The organism is Streptomyces sp. NBC_01197 (assembly GCF_036010505.1).
GTDB lineage: Bacteria > Actinomycetota > Actinomycetes > Streptomycetales > Streptomycetaceae > Streptomyces.
This window is the reverse complement of record NZ_CP108569.1, coordinates 6,021,928-6,037,777: the sequence shown is the minus strand read 5'-3', so window position 1 is coordinate 6,037,777 and position 15,850 is coordinate 6,021,928. Positions and strand designations below refer to the sequence as shown.

Sequence of the window (15,850 nt, the reverse complement as noted above, 5' to 3'; positions counted from 1 at the left end):
CGGGCTACGGTATGCCGTTCAACGGGATCCGGTACGGAAATCCGGCCGGACGACGCACGGGAACGGAGCGAGCAGTGGCACAGGACTCGGGGTGGGCGGGAGCGTACGGAAGTACGCCGCACGGGGGGCCTGCGGGGTGGGGCCCGCCGGGATGGGGCGCCCCGCTGCCTCCCCGGGCACCGAAGCCGGGCGTGATACCCCTGCAGCCGTTGCAGCTCAGCGACATCCTCAACGGCGCGATATCCACGGTGGGCAGCTACTGGAGGCAACTGCTCGGCGTGGCAGCGGTGGTGTACGGCGGCGGCGCCGCGATCATCGCCGGGGCGCTCGCCGTCCTCTACGCGTCGCTCTCCGGCCGTATCCACGGCATCGTCCACGCACCCGGGGCGTCCGACGTCACCTGGCACCAGGCCGGTCCCGTGGTGCTGGGGTTCTCCGGGGTGCTGATCGGCGCCGTGCTGCTGAACATGGTCTGCACTGCCATGGCCTCCGCGACCTGCGCGACCGTCCTGCAGGAGGCGGTGCTCGGCCGGCCGACGTCCTTCGGGGCAGTCTGGCGGCGGGCCTGGTCGCGGGTGCTTCCGGTGATCGCCACCGTACTGCTGAGCGGGCTGATCGCCATCGTCCCGCTGCTGCTGGTCGCGGGGGCGACGGCCGCTGTCGTCGTCGCGGCGGTCAGTGCGCAGAGCGGCGTCCTGGCGTTGGTGGTGGGCGTGCTCGGCGGGCTGGTTCTGCTGCCCCTGGGCGCATGGCTGTGGGTGCTGTTCAGCCTGGCTCCGGCCGCCGTGGTGTTCGAGCGCCAGGGACCGATCGGCGCACTGCGCCGGTCGGCCGGGCTGGTGCGGGGCGCATGGTGGCGGGTCTGCGGCATCTCACTACTGGCGCTGGTGATCGGCTCCACGGCGGGCTCCTTCATCCAGCTCCCCTTCACCATGCTGGGGATGTTCCACAGCCTGGGGCTCCCGCTGGGCACCGCGTCCGACCCGAGCGCGGCCCAGCTGCTGTCCGGTCTCACCAGCTATCTGGCGCTCTCCCTGGTGGGCCAGACGCTCAGCCAGCTCGTGTCGGTGACCTTCCCGCAGCTGGTGACGGGGCTGCTCTACGTCGACCAGCGGATACGCCGGGAGGAACTGGGCCCGGTGCTCATCGAGGCGGCGGCCGGGAGTGAGACCGTGGGCGCTCCGTGACTCCGAACAGCACAGTACGGCCCCGGTGCGCGGAGCACCGGGGCCGTACTGGATGACACGCGGCCGGAAAACGCGGCCGAGACTCGGCCGGGCGGAACGGGTCAGACGTTGAAGCCGAGCGCGCGCAGCTGCTCGCGGCCGTCGTCAGTGATCTTGTCCGGGCCCCACGGCGGCATCCAGACCCAGTTGATCTTCAGCTCGTTGACGATGCCCTCGGTGGCCGACTTCGCCTGGTCCTCGATGACATCGGTCAGCGGGCAGGCCGCGGACGTCAGTGTCATGTCCAGCGTGGCGATGTTGGCGTCGTCCACGTGGATGCCGTAGATCAGGCCCAGGTTGACCACGTCGATCCCCAGCTCGGGGTCGACGACGTCGTACAGCGCCTCGCGGACCTCCTCCTCGGAGGCCGGCTTCATCGTGGCGGTCTCGTTCTCGCTCATGCGGTCTTCCCTTCGGACAGCGCCTGCGCCGTCGCGTCCTTCCACGCCATCCAGCTCAGCAGCGCGCACTTGACACGCGCCGGGTACTTCGAGACACCGGCGAACGCGACGGCGTCCTCCAGCACCTCCTCCATCGCGTCGTCCGGCTCGATCTGCCCCCTGGACTGCATCAGCTCCAGGAAGGTCGACTGGATCTTCTGGGCGTCGCCCAGCTCCTTGCCGACCAGCAGTTCGTTCATCACGGACGCGCTGGCCTGGCTGATGGAGCAGCCCTGGCCCTCGTACGAGACGTCCGCGATGCGGTCGCCCTCGTACCGCACACGCAGCGTGATCTCGTCACCGCACGTCGGATTGACGTGGTGCACCTCGGCGTCGCCGTCACGGAGACCGCGCCCGTGCGGGTGCTTGTAGTGATCCAGGATCACTTCCTGGTACATCGAATCCAGCTTCACGACCCAGTCCCTACCCGATGTCCTCGTCCGTCTACCCGAAGAAGTTCCGTACGTGCTCCAGCCCGTCCGCGAGCGCGTCGACCTCCTCGGGCGTGGAGTACAGATAGAACGACGCCCGCGTGGTCGCAGGAATTCCGTACCGCAGGCAGACCGGCCGTGCGCAGTGGTGGCCGACCCGGACCGCGATGCCCTGTTCGTCGAGGACCTGGCCCACGTCGTGCGGGTGGATGTCGCCGAGCGTGAAGGAGATCGTCGCGCCGCGGTCCAGGGCCGTGGCCGGTCCGATGAACCGCAGGTCCGGGATTTCACCGAGCCGCTTCATGGCGTACTCGGTGAGCGCGTGCTCATGCGCGGCGATCTTGTCCATGCCGATCGACGAGAGGTAGTCCACGGCCGCTCCGAGGCCGACGGCCTGGGCGATCGGGGGCGTACCGGCCTCGAACTTGTGCGGCGCGGGGGCATAGGTCGAGGAGTGCATCGACACTGTCTCGATCATCTCGCCCCCACCGAGGAACGGCGGGAGGTCCTCAAGGAGCTCCTGACGGCCCCAGAGGACGCCGATCCCGGTCGGGCCGACCATCTTGTGGCCGGTGAAGGCCACGAAGTCGGCCTGCAGCGCCTGCACGTCGAGCACCATGTGCGGTGCGGCCTGGGAGGCGTCGATGCAGACGAGCGCACCGACCTCCTGGGCGCGCCGGATGATCGCCTCGACCGGGTTGACCGTGCCCATCAGGTTGGAGACCAGCGTGAAGGAGACGATCTTCGTCTTCTCGGTGATGATCTCCTCGACGTTGGACAGGTCGAGGCGGCCGTCGTCGGTGAGGGCGAACCACTTCAGCTTCGCGCCGGTGCGCTGCGAGAGCAGCTGCCACGGCACGATGTTGGAGTGGTGCTCCATCTCCGTGATGACGATCTCGGTCTCGTGGTCGACGCGGTACGGCTCGTCGGCCCAGCCGAGCATGTTGGCCACGAGGTTGAGCGACTCGGAGGCGTTCTTGGTGAAGATCACCTCGTCGCGGCTCGGTGCGTTGATGAAGGCGGCGACCTTGTCGCGGGCGCCCTCGTACAGCGCCGTGGCCTCCTCCGCGAGCACATGCACGCCGCGGTGGACGTTGGCGTTGTGCTGCTCGTAGTACTCGTTCAGCGCGTCGATCACCTGGCGCGGCTTCTGCGAGGTCGCCGCGTTGTCCAGGTAAACGATCTTCTTCCCGTCGTGGACCACACGATCCAGCAGGGGGAAGTCCTTGCGGATCGCGTCGGTGTCCAGGAGGCCCGGCAGCTGTGTCACGCGACGTCCTCCTCCGGGTTCGCTCCGCTCACGGGGGCACCCTTCGTGTATGCCTCGTAGCCCTCGTTCTCCAGCTTGTCGGCGAGCTCCGGGCCGCCGGACTCGGCGATCCGGCCGTTCGCGAAGACGTGCACGAAGTCGGGCTTGATGTAGCGCAGGATGCGCGTGTAGTGGGTGATCAGCAGGGTGCCGACCTCTCCGCCCTCACGGACGCGGTTGACGCCGTCGGAGACCTGGCGCAGCGCGTCGACGTCCAGACCGGAGTCCGTCTCGTCGAGGATCGCGATCTTCGGCTTGAGCAGCTCCAGCTGGAGGATCTCGTGGCGCTTCTTCTCACCGCCGGAGAAGCCCTCGTTGACGTTGCGCTCGGCGAAGGCCGGGTCCATCTGGAGGGTCTCCATGGCCGTCTTGACCTCCTTCACCCAGGTACGGAGCTTCGGCGCCTCGCCGCGGATGGCGGTGGCCGACGTACGCAGGAAGTTGGAGACGGAGACGCCGGGGACCTCGACCGGGTACTGCATGGCGAGGAAGACGCCGGCGCGGGCCCGCTCGTCGACGGTCATCTCCAGCACGTCCTCCCCGTCGAGGGTGACGGTGCCGCTGGTGATCGTGTACTTGGGGTGCCCCGCGAGGGAGTACGCCAGCGTCGACTTGCCGGAGCCGTTCGGGCCCATGATGGCGTGGGTCTCGCCCTGCTTCACGGTCAGGTCGACGCCCTTGAGGATCTCCTTCGTACCGTTCTCGGTTTCGACGGAGACGTGCAGGTCGCGGATTTCAAGCGTTGCCATGGGTGACTCAGGACTCCTGGGATACGGAGACGAGCACATCGTCCCCTTCGATCTTTACGGGGTAAACGGGGACGGGGCGCGTCGCGGGAAGGCCGGACGGCTTGCCGGTGCGGAGGTCGAAGCTGGAACCGTGCAGCCAGCACTCGATGGTGCAGTTCTCGACCTCCCCCTCGGAGAGGGAGACGTTCGCGTGCGAGCAGATGTCGTTGATCGCGAACACCTCCCCTTCCGTGCGGACCACGGACACCGGCGTGCCGTCGATCTCCACCCGCTTCGGGGTGTCGTCCTCCAGCTCGCTCAGTGCGCAGACCCTGACGAAGGCGGCCATCAGACGGCTGCCTGCAGCTCGGCGTCGATCTTGTCGAGCAGGCGCTCCTCGACGTCCGGCAGACCGATCTGCTGGACCAGCTCGGCGAAGAAGCCGCGGACCACCAGACGGCGGGCCTCGGCCTCCGGGATCCCGCGCGACTGCAGGTAGAAGAGCTGCGAGTCGTCGAAGCGGCCGGTGGCCGAAGCGTGGCCCGCGCCGGCGATCTCGCCGGTCTCGATCTCCAGGTTCGGGACCGAGTCGACCCGCGCGCCGTCCGTGAGGACGAGGTTGCGGTTGAGCTCGTACGAGTCGGTGCCCTCGGCGGCGGCTCTGATCAGGACGTCGCCGATCCAGACGGCGTGCGCGTCCTGGCCCTGCAGCGCGCCCTTGTAGGCCACGTTCGACCTGCAGTGCGGCGCGTTGTGGTCGACGAGGAGGCGGTGCTCCTGGTGCTGGCCGTGGTCGGTGAAGTAGAGCCCGAGGAGCTCGGCGTCGCCGCCGGGTCCCGCGTACTGCACACGCGGGTGGAGGCGCACGACGTCGCCGCCGAAGGTGACCACGACCGACTTGAGTGAGGCGTCCCTGCCCACCAGCGCGTTGTGCTGCGCCACGTGGACGGCGCCGGGCTCCCAGTCCTGGACGGAGACGACGGTCAGCTTCGCGCCGTCGCCCAGGATGTAGTCGACGTTGGCGGCGAGCACCGCGTCGCCGGTGTGGTCGATGACCACGAGGGCTTCGGCGAAGGCGCCCAGCTCGATGACCTGGTGGCCGTAGGCGACGCCGCCGACGCCGCGTACGGCGATCCGGATCGGCTCGCTGAGCACGGTCTCCTTGGGTACCGAGACGACCGAGGCCTTCTCGAAGGAGGAGTACGCCTGGGCGGCGACCCGGTCCACCGGGGTGCCGGCCCGGCCGATGCGGGCGTCGTCACGGCCGACGGTCTCGACGTGGACGCCGTCGGGCGCGGACACCTCGACCTCGACGCCGGCGCCGGTCGCCACGGCGGTGCCGTCGTGCAGCCCCTTGAGCCGCTCCAGCGGAGTGAACCGCCACTCCTCCTCACGGCCGTGCGGGACCGGGAAGTCCGCGACGTCGAAGGACGGCGGTGCACTCACACGGGTGGCGACGGTGGACTCGGCAGCCACCGCGATGGACCCGGCAGTGGTGGAACCTGCTGGAATAATTTGAGCCTCAGCCATGGCTGTCGTCGTGCTCGCTTTCTGATGGATACGTCGGGGTCGGGCGAGGGGGCGGGGCGGCTGCCAGGCAGCTGCTAGCCGACTGAACCCTCCATCTGCAGCTCGATCAGCCGGTTGAGCTCCAGGGCGTACTCCATGGGGAGCTCCTTGGCGATCGGCTCGACGAAACCGCGCACGATCATGGCCATCGCCTCGAACTCCGTCATACCGCGGCTCATCAGGTAGAAGAGCTGGTCGTCGGAGACCTTGGAGACGGTCGCCTCGTGGCCCATGGACACGTCGTCCTCGCGGACATCCACATAGGGATAGGTGTCCGAGCGGGAGACCGTGTCGACGAGCAGGGCGTCGCACAGGACGTTGGACTTGGAGCCCTCGGCGCCCTCGCCGATCTCGATCAGACCGCGGTAGGAGGTGCGGCCGCCGCCTCGCGCCACCGACTTGGAGACGATGTTGGAGGAGGTGTTCGGGGCCATGTGGACCATCTTGGCGCCGGCGTCCTGGTGCTGGCCCTCGCCCGCGAAGGCGATCGACAGCGTCTCGCCCTTGGCGTGCTCGCCCATCAGGTAGACGGCCGGGTACTTCATGGTCACCTTGGAGCCGATGTTGCCGTCGACCCACTCCATGGTCGCGCCCTCGTACGCCACGGCACGCTTGGTGACGAGGTTGTAGACGTTGTTCGACCAGTTCTGGATCGTCGTGTAGCGGCAGCGGCCGCCCTTCTTCACGATGATCTCTACGACGGCGCTGTGCAGCGAGTCGGAGGAGTAGATCGGGGCGGTGCAGCCCTCGACGTAGTGGACGTAGGCGTCCTCGTCGACGATGATCAGCGTCCGCTCGAACTGGCCCATGTTCTCCGTGTTGATACGGAAGTAGGCCTGCAGCGGGATCTCGACGTGCACGCCCTTCGGCACGTAGATGAACGAACCGCCGGACCACACGGCCGAGTTCAGCGAGGCGAACTTGTTGTCGCCGACCGGGATCACGGTGCCGAAGTACTCCTGGAAGAGCTCCGGGTGCTCCTTCAGCGCGGTGTCGGTGTCCATGAAGATGACACCCTGCGCCTCCAGCTCCTCGTTGATCTGGTGGTAGACGACCTCGGACTCGTACTGGGCGGCGACACCCGCGACGAGGCGCTGCTTCTCCGCCTCCGGGATGCCGAGCTTGTCGTACGTCTTCTTGATGTCCTCCGGCAGGTCCTCCCAGGACTCGGCCTGCTTCTCGGTGGACCGCACGAAGTACTTGATGTTCTCGAAGTCGATGCCCGACAGGTCGGAGCCCCAGCTCGGCATGGGCTTCTTACCGAAGAGCTTGAGGCCCTTGAGACGCAGCTTCAGCATCCACTCGGGCTCGTTCTTCTTCGCCGAGATGTCGCGGACGACAGCTTCGGACAGGCCGCGCTTGGCCGCGGCGCCTGCCACGTCGGAGTCGGCCCAGCCGAATTCGTACGTACCCAGGCCCTCGAGTTCGGGGTGGGCAGTCTCCGTGGGGAGAGTCATGCGGGGTTCCTCCCGGCCGTGCTGGCGGATGCTGAATCGGTGGTCTGATGGGTGATCTTGGGAATGAACGTCGTGCACACACCGTCACCGTGGGCGATGGTGGCCAGACGCTGCACATGGGTCCCGAGCAGGCGGGAGAAGACCTCGGTCTCCGCCTCGCACAGCTGCGGGAACTGCTCGGCGACATGAGCCACCGGGCAGTGGTGCTGGCAGAGCTGCTCGCCGACCGGGGCGTTACGCGCCGTAGCAGCGTACCCGTCGGCGGTCAAAGCCTTGGCCAGAGCTTCGGCGCGCTGCTCCGGCGCCGCGGCGTCGATGGCCTCGCGGTAGGCCTCCGCCTGGGTCTCGATCCGGTCGCGGGCGAACGCCATGACCTCGTCGTCACCGGAGCGCCGGGCGATCCAGCGCAGGGCGTCGGCGGCGAGCTGGTCGTAGGACTGGTCGAAGGCGTCGCGGCCGCAGTCGGTGAGCGCGAAGACCTTGGCGGGACGGCCCCGGGTCCTGGCGCCGTACACCCGCTGCTCGCGGGGGGCGACCACATCGTCGGTGACCAAGGCGTCGAGATGGCGGCGGACCGCCGCCGGGGTGAGCCCCAGACGTCCCGCGAGCTCGGTGACCGTGGACGGGCCGTGGTCCAGGATGGAGCGCGCGACCCGGTTGCGGGTGGACCGCTCACCGGTCGCGAGTTCCTCCTGCCCAGTCTCACCGACTGGGGCCTCGCCGACGTTTTTCACAACGCCATTGTTGCGTAATTCCCCGGCGCGCGACAAGTGAAGATCGGGGACTCAATCGGTGGCCTCGATCACTTAGGGCTACCTAAACAGGGCCGGATGCCTGTTCCCCCATGGCCTCCGGCCCCTGTACGAGCCGCGCCCCGCCGGCTTCGTAGACTCCCCCGTATGAGTACAGATCCCGCCGTTGAGGTCCGCGGCCTCGTCAAGCGGTACGGCGCCAAGACCGCTGTGGACGGCCTGGACCTCACGGTCGGCGCGGGCACCGTCACCGCAGTACTCGGGCCCAACGGCGCAGGCAAGACCACCACCGTCGAGACCTGCGAGGGCTACCGCCGCGCCGACGCCGGCACCGTCCGGGTCCTGGGCCTCGACCCGGTGGCCGACGCGGCCCGGCTGCGTCCGCGGATCGGGGTGATGCTCCAGTCCGGCGGCGTCTACTCCGGCGCCCGCGCCGACGAGATGCTCCGCCACATGGCGAAACTGCACGCGCACCCCCTCGATGTCGGCTCGCTCATCGAGCGGCTCGGCCTGGAGAGCTGCGGCCGCACGACGTACCGCAGACTCTCCGGCGGACAGCAGCAGCGGCTGGCCCTCGCGATGGCCGTCGTGGGCCGCCCCGAGCTGGTCTTCCTGGACGAGCCGACCGCCGGCCTCGACCCGCAGGCCCGCAGGTCCACCTGGGATCTCGTACGGGAGCTGCGCGCGGCCGGGGTGACGACGGTGCTCACCACCCACTTCATGGACGAGGCCGAGCAGCTCGCCGACGAGGTGGCGATCATCGACGCGGGCCGGGCCGTCGCGCACGGAACCCCCGAGGAGCTCTGCCGCGGCGGCGCCGAGAACACCCTGCGCTTCGGCGGACGGCCCGGGCTCGACGTCGGCTCACTGCTGAAGGCGCTCCCGGACGGCTCGGCGGCCACCGAGCTGACCCCGGGCAGCTACCGGATCACCGGTACGGTCGACCCCCAGCTGCTCGCCACCGTCACCTCGTGGTGCGCCCAGCACGGTGTGCTGCCGGACCGTATCTCGGTCGAGCGGCACACCCTCGAAGACGTCTTCCTGGAACTGACCGGCAAGGAGCTGCGCGCATGAGCGCCGGTACGTACACCCCGCAGCCGGGGGCGGCCCCGCTGTCCCGCATGATCGCCGCGCAGACCGCCTTCGAGACGAAGATGCTGCTGCGCAACGGTGAGCAGCTGCTGCTGACCGTGATCATCCCGTCGCTGCTGCTGGTCCTCTTCTCCGCGGTCGACATCGTCGACACCGGAGCGGGCAAGTCGGTGGACTTCCTGGCCCCGGGCATTCTGGCGCTCGCCGTGATGTCCACGGCCTTCACCGGGCAGGCCATCGCGACCGGTTTCGAGCGCCGGTACGGGGTGCTCAAGCGGCTCGGTGCCTCACCGCTCCCCCGCTGGGCGCTGATGACCGCCAAGACCCTGGCCGTTATCGTCACCGAGGTTCTGCAGATCGTCCTGCTGACCGTGATCGCGCTGCTGCTCGACTGGTCGCCGCAGGGCAACCCGTTCGCCGTCCTGCTACTGCTCGTCCTCGGTACGGCCGCTTTCTCCGGCCTGGGCCTGCTGATGGCGGGGACGCTCAAGGCGGAGGCCACGCTGGCCGCGGCCAACCTGGTCTTCCTGCTGCTGCTGGTCGGCGGCGGGGTGATCGTGCCGCTTGACAAGTTCCCCGGCGGCGTCAGGTCGGTACTGGAACTGCTGCCGGTCTCGGCACTCTCGGACGGCCTGCGGGACGTCCTGCAGCACGGCGCCTCGATGCCGTGGGGCGATCTAGGGATCGTCGCGGTGTGGGCGGTGCTCGGGCTCGGCGCGGCCGCCCGGTACTTCCGATGGGAGTAGAAAGCGCGACGGGAGTAGAAAGCGCCCCCTCGTGAAAGTACGCACAAGCGCCCGGCCTACGATGTCCCCGTGCCGAAACTGACCCGCGCCGAAGCCGTTGGCGCCGTGCGCAATCCGCTCGCCTTCATCGCCGACCGCTGGACGCCGGGCCCCCGGACCGTCCAGCGCGCGGCGCTCTCGGCCGTCGTGCTGGCTGTGATCATCATCGTCGCCGGCGGGGCAGTGCGGCTCACCGGTTCCGGCCTCGGCTGCCCCACCTGGCCCACGTGCACGGACCAGAGCCTCACCACGACCAGCGCGATGGGCGTCCACGGCGCGATCGAGTTCTCCAACCGGATGCTGACGTACGTCCTGTGCGCGGCAGTCGGCTGGACGATCATCGCCGCCCGCTCGGAGAAGCCGTGGCGGCGCTCGGTGACCCGGCTCGGCTGGGCCCAGTTCTGGGTGGTCATGGGCAACGCCGTGCTGGGCGGCATCGTGGTGCTGGTGGGCCTGAACCCGTACACCGTGGCTCTGCACTTCCTGCTGGCCACCGCGCTGCTCACGGTCGCCGTACTGACCTGGCAGCGCGTCCGCGAGGGCGACGGCGCGCCGCGCCCCCTGGTGGGCAAGGCGGTCGTCCAGCTGACCTGGCTGCTCGTCGTGGCGTCGGCCGGGCTGATCGCGGTCGGTACGGTCGTCTCGGGAGCGGGCCGGCACGCGGGCGACACCAGCGAGGTGGAGCGCATCCCGGTCGACTGGGCGATGATCGCGCAGCTGCACGCCGACTTCGCCTGGGTCGTGGTGGCGCTCACCGCGGCGCTCTGGTTCGTGCTGAAGGCGGTGGACGCGCCCACCGGGCCGCTGCACCGGGCCCGTGACCTCTTCCTGATCCTGATGGGCCAGGGCGTCATCGGTTATGTCCAGTACTTCACCCACACCCCCGAGATCCTGGTCGGGCTGCACATGTTCGGCGCGTCGCTGGTGTGGATCGGTGTGCTGCGGGTGCTGTTCTCGCTCCGCGAGCGGCCGACGGCCGATGCGGCGATCCCCGCACAGTCGGAGGACACGGCGCTCACCGCGGTCTAGTGCCGCGGCAGGCAAGGGCGCCGCTTCACTGGCTGCCCGCCCCTTCGAGGCCGTAGACGCGGCGGGCGTTGCCTGCCGCGATCATTGCGGCGACCCGCGTCGCGTCCGTGTGCGACCAGGCGCCGTCGTCGACCCAGCCGCCCAGTGTCCGGTCCAGCGCCTCCCGGAACATCCGTGCACGCACCACATGCAGCTCGGGAATCCCCCGGGCGCCGCTGGAGAACAGCAGCTTCCCGAACGGCGCCAGCTCCAGGATCTCCGCGAGCAGGACGGCGGCCCGCGCCCCCGTGTGCGCCAGGGCAGGGCCCAGGTCGGCGTACACATGCGGGTGGACGCTCGCCAGCCGCGCGGCGTGCCGGTGGTACGGATGGCCGGGCAGCAGCACCAGATCGGTGCCGAGTCCGGTCGCGGCGGCGATGAAGTCCGTCAGCGGCAGCGGGTCGCCCGCCCCGGTGTGCAGCTGGAGCGGGCGGCCGGACGCGACGGCGTTCCACAGCAGATGGCGCAGCAGCACCGGATCGGTGAGGCTGCCGCCGACCTGGCGGTCCGCGAGCCAGCGCCCGGCGGCGCCGCGCACCTCGCCGGCGCCCGGCGGATCGGGCGCCAGGCCGAGTCCGTGCCGTACCGGGGCGACCGAGCTGAAGGCCACAGCGGAGCCGGCCGCTCCGTGCACCGCCTCGGCCAGGTTCGCGAGGAAGGAGTCGACGGTGCCCGAGGTGTCGGCGACCTGCTCGGCGAGGAGTTCGAGGCGGACGATCTCGTGGGCGTCGGCGTCGCCGGCCGACGCCATCTCCGCGGGGCCGGTGAGGTCGCCCGGCAGCCCGGTGTCCACCAGGTAGGTGGTGATCCCGCTGGAGCGCAGCAGCCGTCTGCCCACCTCCGGCACGCCCAGCTCCCTGCGGCGGGCGAGGTAGCGCGCGGGGGCGCAGTGCGGTTCCAGACCGAGCAGCGGCGGGCACCAGCGGCGTACGGCGAAGCCGGTCTGGGTGTCGAAGAAGGTGGTGCCGGGGGCCGGCGGCCCGGGGGTGCTGCCGAGGTGCGCCTCGAAGGTCCCGAGACCGAGCTCGGTGCGGAGCACGCCATGGCAGTACTGGTCCACCAGGCTGGGTGTCTCGATCATCCGGGCCTCCGCTTCGGGCTGTTCTCCTCCAGCCCTAACGCGGAAACCCGCCCCCAGGTGTTGCCCTCAGCCGTCGGCACCGGCCCGGGAGCCGCCGAGCTGGATACCGGCCATCCGCTTCCACTCGTACGGGCCGGTGCGGACCCTGGCGGCGAGATCGCCGTCGAAGGACTCGTGGACGGTGACCCCCGCCTGCTCGGCCGCGCTCTGCGCCATCGCGTACGACGGTGCCACCAGGTCTCCCCAGCCGCCGTCCTCGCCCACGAGCACGATGCGGGCACCGAGCTCGCCGAGGTACGCGAGCTGCGCCTCGACGCCGCCGTGCTCCCGGCCGAACGCCTGGATCTGCCGGGCGAGCCTGGCCGTCTTCCGGTCGGCTCGGGCGTCCCGCTTCTCGTCAACCTGCGTGTCTGCCATGGCCGTTATGCTACTAGCGGGTAGTGGAACGCGCGATGGGCAGGCCCAGTGGCGTGAACCACTGCACCTGCCCAGTGCGGAAAGTACCGGCAGAGATCGAGAGGAGAGCCGCTACCGCAGGAAGGGGTCCACCGCGACCGCCACGAAGAGCAGCGACACATAGGTGATGGACCAGTGGAAGAGCCGCATCTCCTTGAGCTTGGCGCCCGTCACCCCGTTCTTGGCCCGGCCTCGCAGCGCGTGCGCCTCGCGCAGCCAGAAGGCGCCGGCCAGCACGGCCACCACCGTGTAGAACCAGCCCGTGTAGCCGAGCGGGGTCAGCAGCAGTGAGACGACGACCATCGCCCAGCTGTAGATGACGATCTGCTTGGCCACTACCTGGTTGGTGGCGATCACCGGCAGCATCGGGACTCCGACGCGGGCGTAGTCGTCCTTGACCCGCATCGACAGCGGCCAGTAGTGGGGCGGCGTCCAGAAGAACATCACCAGGAAGAGGATGACCGGGGCCCACGACATGGAGTCCGTGACCGAGGACCAGCCGATGAGCACCGGCATACAGCCCGCGATGCCGCCCCAGACGATGTTCTGCGAGGTACGGCGCTTGAGGATCATCGTGTAGACGACGACATAGAAGAGGAGCGCGCCCAGCGAGAGCGCCGCCGAGAGCCAGTTGACGAGCAACCCGAACCAGAGCGTGGAGAACGTGGCCAGCGCGAACGCGAAGACCAGACACTCTCGCGGCGAGACCATGCCGGTGACCAGCGGACGCTGCGACGTGCGGTCCATCAGCGCGTCGATGTCGCGGTCGATGTACATGTTGAACGCGTTGGCGCCGCCGGCGGAGAGATAACCGCCGAGGCAGGTCGCCAGGACCAGCCACAGATTGGGCACGCCCTGCTTGGCGAGGAACATCACCGGAACGGTGGTGATCAGCAGCAGTTCGATGATCCGCGGCTTGGTCAGCGCCACAAAAGCCTTGACACGGGCCCCGAATGGCCGATGGGCCCCCGGGCTGGGAGTCATGACGACCCCTGCGGGTCGGGACTCGACGGCCGTCACGTACACCCCTGACAGAGAATTTCCCAGCAAGTTCCGACCGTGAAGGGGCGGTAAGGACTTGCGCGTACCACGCCACTCTAGACGTTGCCCATACGTCGCCATCCCCGGGGGTGCGGTCGTGTTGGGCCCGTCGTTCCGGGCTGAATGGCGGGCTCTTCCGAGCGGAGAGGCGCTCTTCGACGCGCGAATCGGGAGCCGCGCACGCACCCTGGGAAGTGTCTGTCTGCCACCGGCGGGAACTCGAAAAGAGGGGCGTTGTCGCGGGGGTAGGCTCGACAACGCCCGGTGCACCGAACGTAACCGGGATTACATATGTGGAGAGGAGCCCTGACCCAGGGTGAGTACCAAGCCGACCACCACTGAACTCGCGTGGACCGAATTGGACCAGCGGGCCGTCGACACCGCCCGCGTGCTGGCCGCGGACGCCGTACAGAAGGTCGGCAACGGCCATCCCGGTACGGCCATGAGCCTGGCCCCGGCCGCGTACACCCTCTTCCAGAAGGTGATGCGGCATGACCCGGCGGACCCCGACTGGACCGGTCGTGACCGGTTCGTCCTCTCGGCCGGCCACTCCTCGCTGACCCTCTACACCCAGCTCTACCTGGCCGGATTCGGCCTGGAGCTGGCAGACCTGGAGGCGTTCCGCACCTGGGGCTCGAAGACCCCGGGGCACCCGGAGTACGGGCACACCACCGGCGTGGAGACCACCACGGGCCCGCTGGGCCAGGGTGTCGCCAACGCGGTGGGCATGGCCATGGCCGCCCGGTACGAGCGCGGCCTCTTCGACCCGGAGGCGCCCCCCGGCACCTCCCCGTTCGACCACTTCATCTACGCGATCGCCGGCGACGGCTGCCTCCAGGAGGGCATCTCCTCCGAGGCGTCGTCGCTCGCGGGCCACCAGAAGCTCGGCAACCTCGTGCTGCTGTGGGACGACAACCACATCTCGATCGAGGGCGACACCGAGACCGCGGTGTCCGAGGACACCTGCGCGCGCTACGAGGCGTACGGCTGGCACGTCCAGCGTGTGGCGCCGAAGGCGAACGGCGACCTCGACCCGGCCGCCCTGTACGCGGCGCTCCAGGCCGCCAAGGCCGAGACCGGGCGCCCGTCGTTCATCGCGATGCGCTCGATCATCGCCTGGCCGGCCCCGCACGCCCAGAACACCGGCGCCGCGCACGGCTCGGCCCTCGGCGACGAAGAGGTCGCCGCGACCAAGAAGGTCCTCGGCTTCGACCCGGAGAAGTCCTTCGAGGTGTCGGACGAGGTCCTGTCGCACACCCGCGCCCTGCTGGACCGCGGCCGCGAGGCCAAGGCCGTCTGGGAGAAGGGCTTCGCCGCCTGGCGAACCGCCAACCCGGAGCACGCCGCGCGGTTCGACCGGGTCAGGGCGGGCGAGCTGCCCGAGGGCTGGACGAAGGAACTTCCCGTCTTCGAGACCGGCGCCTCGCTCGCCACCCGCGCCGCTTCCGGCAAGGTGCTCGAAGCGCTGGGCGCCGTCATCCCTGAGCTGTGGGGCGGCTCGGCCGACCTCGCCGGGTCGAACAACACGACGATCGACAAGACGTCGTCGTTCCTACCCGATGGCAACCCGCTGCCGGGCGCCGACCCGTACGGCCGCACGGTCCACTTCGGGATCCGCGAGCACGCCATGGCTGCGGAGATGAACGGCATCGCGCTGCACGGCAACACCCGCATCTACGGCGGCACCTTCCTGGTGTTCTCCGACTACATGCGCAACGCCGTACGGCTCTCCGCGCTGATGCACCTGCCGGTCACCTATGTGTGGACGCACGACTCGGTCGGTGTCGGCGAGGACGGCCCGACCCACCAGCCGGTGGAGCACCTGGCCGCCCTGCGCGCCATCCCGGGCCTGAACGTGATCCGCCCGGCCGACGCCAACGAGACGGTCATCGCCTGGCGCGAGGTCCTGCAGCGCTACACCAAGGTGTTCGGCAAGGGAGCCCCGCACGGCTTCGCGCTGACCCGCCAGGGCGTGCCGGTGTACGAGGCGAACGACGACGTGGCCAAGGGCGGCTACGTACTGTTCGACGCCGAGGGCGGTGCGCCCGAGGTCGTCCTGATCGGCACCGGCTCCGAGGTCCAGCTGGCCGTCGAGGCGCGTGAGCAGCTCCAGGCCGCGGGAGTTCCGACCCGGGTGGTCTCGATGCCGTGCGTCGAGTGGTTCGAGGAGCAGGACCAGGCGTACCGCGACTCGGTGCTGCCGCCGGCCGTCAAGGCGCGGGTGGCCGTCGAGGCGGGTATCGGTCTGACCTGGCACCGTTTCGTCGGTGACGCGGGCCGGATCGTCTCGCTGGAGCACTACGGCGCGTCCGCCGACGGCAAGGTCCTCTTCCGCGAGTTCGGCTTCACCCCCGAGGCCGTCGCCGACGCCGCCAGGGAATCGCTCGAAGCCGCCGCGCGCTGACGCTTATATAC

General features: G+C 69.6%; 16 protein-coding genes. 5 read left to right on the top strand and 11 right to left on the bottom strand.

All coding sequences use genetic code 11. The features are described 5' to 3' along the window. The first annotated feature begins 191 nt into the window (after positions 1-191). Complete coding sequence (locus OG452_RS27715) at positions 192-1,187, top strand: DUF7847 domain-containing protein (protein ID WP_327298284.1); 996 nt, start codon at positions 192-194, stop codon at positions 1,185-1,187. A gap of 101 nt (positions 1,188-1,288) precedes the next feature. On the opposite strand, the gene OG452_RS27710 is transcribed toward OG452_RS27715, so the two are convergent. The 8 genes from OG452_RS27710 to OG452_RS27675 form a co-directional block, all read right to left on the bottom strand. Continuing rightward, positions 1,289-1,627 (bottom strand): metal-sulfur cluster assembly factor, encoded by a 339-nt coding sequence (locus OG452_RS27710; RefSeq protein WP_327298283.1) that lies wholly within the window; start codon positions 1,625-1,627, stop codon positions 1,289-1,291. Continuing rightward, complete coding sequence (gene sufU / locus OG452_RS27705) at positions 1,624-2,079, bottom strand: Fe-S cluster assembly sulfur transfer protein SufU (RefSeq protein WP_266858166.1); 456 nt, start codon at positions 2,077-2,079, stop codon at positions 1,624-1,626. Before sufU ends, OG452_RS27710 begins: the two co-directional genes overlap by 4 nt. A 31-nt stretch (positions 2,080-2,110) precedes the next feature. After that, complete coding sequence (locus OG452_RS27700; protein ID WP_327298282.1) at positions 2,111-3,367, bottom strand: cysteine desulfurase; 1,257 nt, start codon at positions 3,365-3,367, stop codon at positions 2,111-2,113. Beyond that, positions 3,364-4,155: a Fe-S cluster assembly ATPase SufC gene (sufC, locus tag OG452_RS27695; RefSeq protein ID WP_327298281.1), complete on the bottom strand. Its 792-nt coding sequence runs from the start codon at positions 4,153-4,155 to the stop codon at positions 3,364-3,366. Before sufC ends, OG452_RS27700 begins: the two co-directional genes overlap by 4 nt. A gap of 7 nt (positions 4,156-4,162) precedes the next feature. Further along, positions 4,163-4,483: a bifunctional 3-phenylpropionate/cinnamic acid dioxygenase ferredoxin subunit gene (locus tag OG452_RS27690; protein WP_327298280.1), complete on the bottom strand. Its 321-nt coding sequence runs from the start codon at positions 4,481-4,483 to the stop codon at positions 4,163-4,165. Beyond that, positions 4,483-5,664: a Fe-S cluster assembly protein SufD gene (gene sufD, locus OG452_RS27685; protein WP_327298279.1), complete on the bottom strand. Its 1,182-nt coding sequence runs from the start codon at positions 5,662-5,664 to the stop codon at positions 4,483-4,485. Before sufD ends, OG452_RS27690 begins: the two co-directional genes overlap by 1 nt. Positions 5,665-5,738: 74 nt before the next feature. Continuing rightward, on the bottom strand, positions 5,739-7,160 hold the full coding sequence (sufB, locus tag OG452_RS27680) for a Fe-S cluster assembly protein SufB (protein ID WP_164263422.1): 1,422 nt from the start codon (positions 7,158-7,160) through the stop codon (positions 5,739-5,741). Further along, positions 7,157-7,894, bottom strand: coding sequence for a helix-turn-helix transcriptional regulator (locus tag OG452_RS27675; protein WP_327298278.1), 738 nt, complete (start codon positions 7,892-7,894; stop codon positions 7,157-7,159). Before OG452_RS27675 ends, sufB begins: the two co-directional genes overlap by 4 nt. A 165-nt stretch (positions 7,895-8,059) precedes the next feature. On the opposite strand from OG452_RS27675, the gene OG452_RS27670 reads away from it, so the two are divergent. The 3 genes from OG452_RS27670 to OG452_RS27660 all read left to right on the top strand — a co-directional run bounded on the left by OG452_RS27670 (position 8,060) and on the right by OG452_RS27660 (position 10,818). Further along, positions 8,060-8,986: an ABC transporter ATP-binding protein gene (locus tag OG452_RS27670; RefSeq protein ID WP_327298277.1), complete on the top strand. Its 927-nt coding sequence runs from the start codon at positions 8,060-8,062 to the stop codon at positions 8,984-8,986. Continuing rightward, positions 8,983-9,750: an ABC transporter permease gene (locus OG452_RS27665; protein ID WP_327298276.1), complete on the top strand. Its 768-nt coding sequence runs from the start codon at positions 8,983-8,985 to the stop codon at positions 9,748-9,750. The genes OG452_RS27670 and OG452_RS27665 overlap by 4 nt, the downstream gene beginning before the upstream one ends. A 69-nt stretch (positions 9,751-9,819) precedes the next feature. After that, entirely contained in the window at positions 9,820-10,818 is a 999-nt protein-coding gene (locus tag OG452_RS27660; RefSeq protein WP_327298275.1) for a COX15/CtaA family protein, read from the top strand. A 25-nt stretch (positions 10,819-10,843) separates the two neighbouring features. Here OG452_RS27660 and OG452_RS27655 read toward each other — a convergent pair whose 3' ends face one another. From OG452_RS27655 to OG452_RS27645, 3 genes are all read right to left on the bottom strand, one after another. Then, a complete protein-coding gene (locus tag OG452_RS27655) occupies positions 10,844-11,938 on the bottom strand; it encodes an amidohydrolase family protein (RefSeq protein ID WP_327298274.1) in 1,095 nt (364 codons plus the stop codon). 66 nt (positions 11,939-12,004) lie between these two features. Then, on the bottom strand, positions 12,005-12,355 hold the full coding sequence (locus tag OG452_RS27650) for a hypothetical protein (RefSeq protein ID WP_327298273.1): 351 nt from the start codon (positions 12,353-12,355) through the stop codon (positions 12,005-12,007). Between the two features lie 111 nt (positions 12,356-12,466). Beyond that, on the bottom strand, positions 12,467-13,378 hold the full coding sequence (locus OG452_RS27645; RefSeq protein ID WP_327298272.1) for a heme o synthase: 912 nt from the start codon (positions 13,376-13,378) through the stop codon (positions 12,467-12,469). A gap of 373 nt (positions 13,379-13,751) precedes the next feature. Between OG452_RS27645 and tkt the strand changes: the two genes are divergently transcribed. Then, positions 13,752-15,839, top strand: coding sequence for a transketolase (tkt, locus tag OG452_RS27640; protein ID WP_327298271.1), 2,088 nt, complete (start codon positions 13,752-13,754; stop codon positions 15,837-15,839). Positions 15,840-15,850 lie beyond the last annotated feature (11 nt).

Bases quoted from the DNA above. Each gene is read 5' to 3' on its own strand.
- OG452_RS27690 (WP_327298280.1), bottom strand. From the start codon at position 4,483: ATGGCCGCCTTCGTCAGGGTCTGCGCACTGAGCGAGCTGGAGGACGAC.
- OG452_RS27655 (WP_327298274.1), bottom strand. From the start codon at position 11,938: ATGATCGAGACACCCAGCCTGGTGGACCAGTACTGCCATGGCGTGCTC.
- OG452_RS27710 (WP_327298283.1), bottom strand. From the start codon at position 1,627: ATGAGCGAGAACGAGACCGCCACGATGAAGCCGGCCTCCGAGGAGGAG.
- OG452_RS27670 (WP_327298277.1), top strand. From the start codon at position 8,060: ATGAGTACAGATCCCGCCGTTGAGGTCCGCGGCCTCGTCAAGCGGTAC.
- sufD (WP_327298279.1), bottom strand. From the start codon at position 5,664: ATGGCTGAGGCTCAAATTATTCCAGCAGGTTCCACCACTGCCGGGTCC.
- sufB (WP_164263422.1), bottom strand. From the start codon at position 7,160: ATGACTCTCCCCACGGAGACTGCCCACCCCGAACTCGAGGGCCTGGGT.
- sufC (WP_327298281.1), bottom strand. From the start codon at position 4,155: ATGGCAACGCTTGAAATCCGCGACCTGCACGTCTCCGTCGAAACCGAG.
- OG452_RS27645 (WP_327298272.1), bottom strand. From the start codon at position 13,378: ATGACTCCCAGCCCGGGGGCCCATCGGCCATTCGGGGCCCGTGTCAAG.
- OG452_RS27650 (WP_327298273.1), bottom strand. From the start codon at position 12,355: ATGGCAGACACGCAGGTTGACGAGAAGCGGGACGCCCGAGCCGACCGG.
- OG452_RS27665 (WP_327298276.1), top strand. From the start codon at position 8,983: ATGAGCGCCGGTACGTACACCCCGCAGCCGGGGGCGGCCCCGCTGTCC.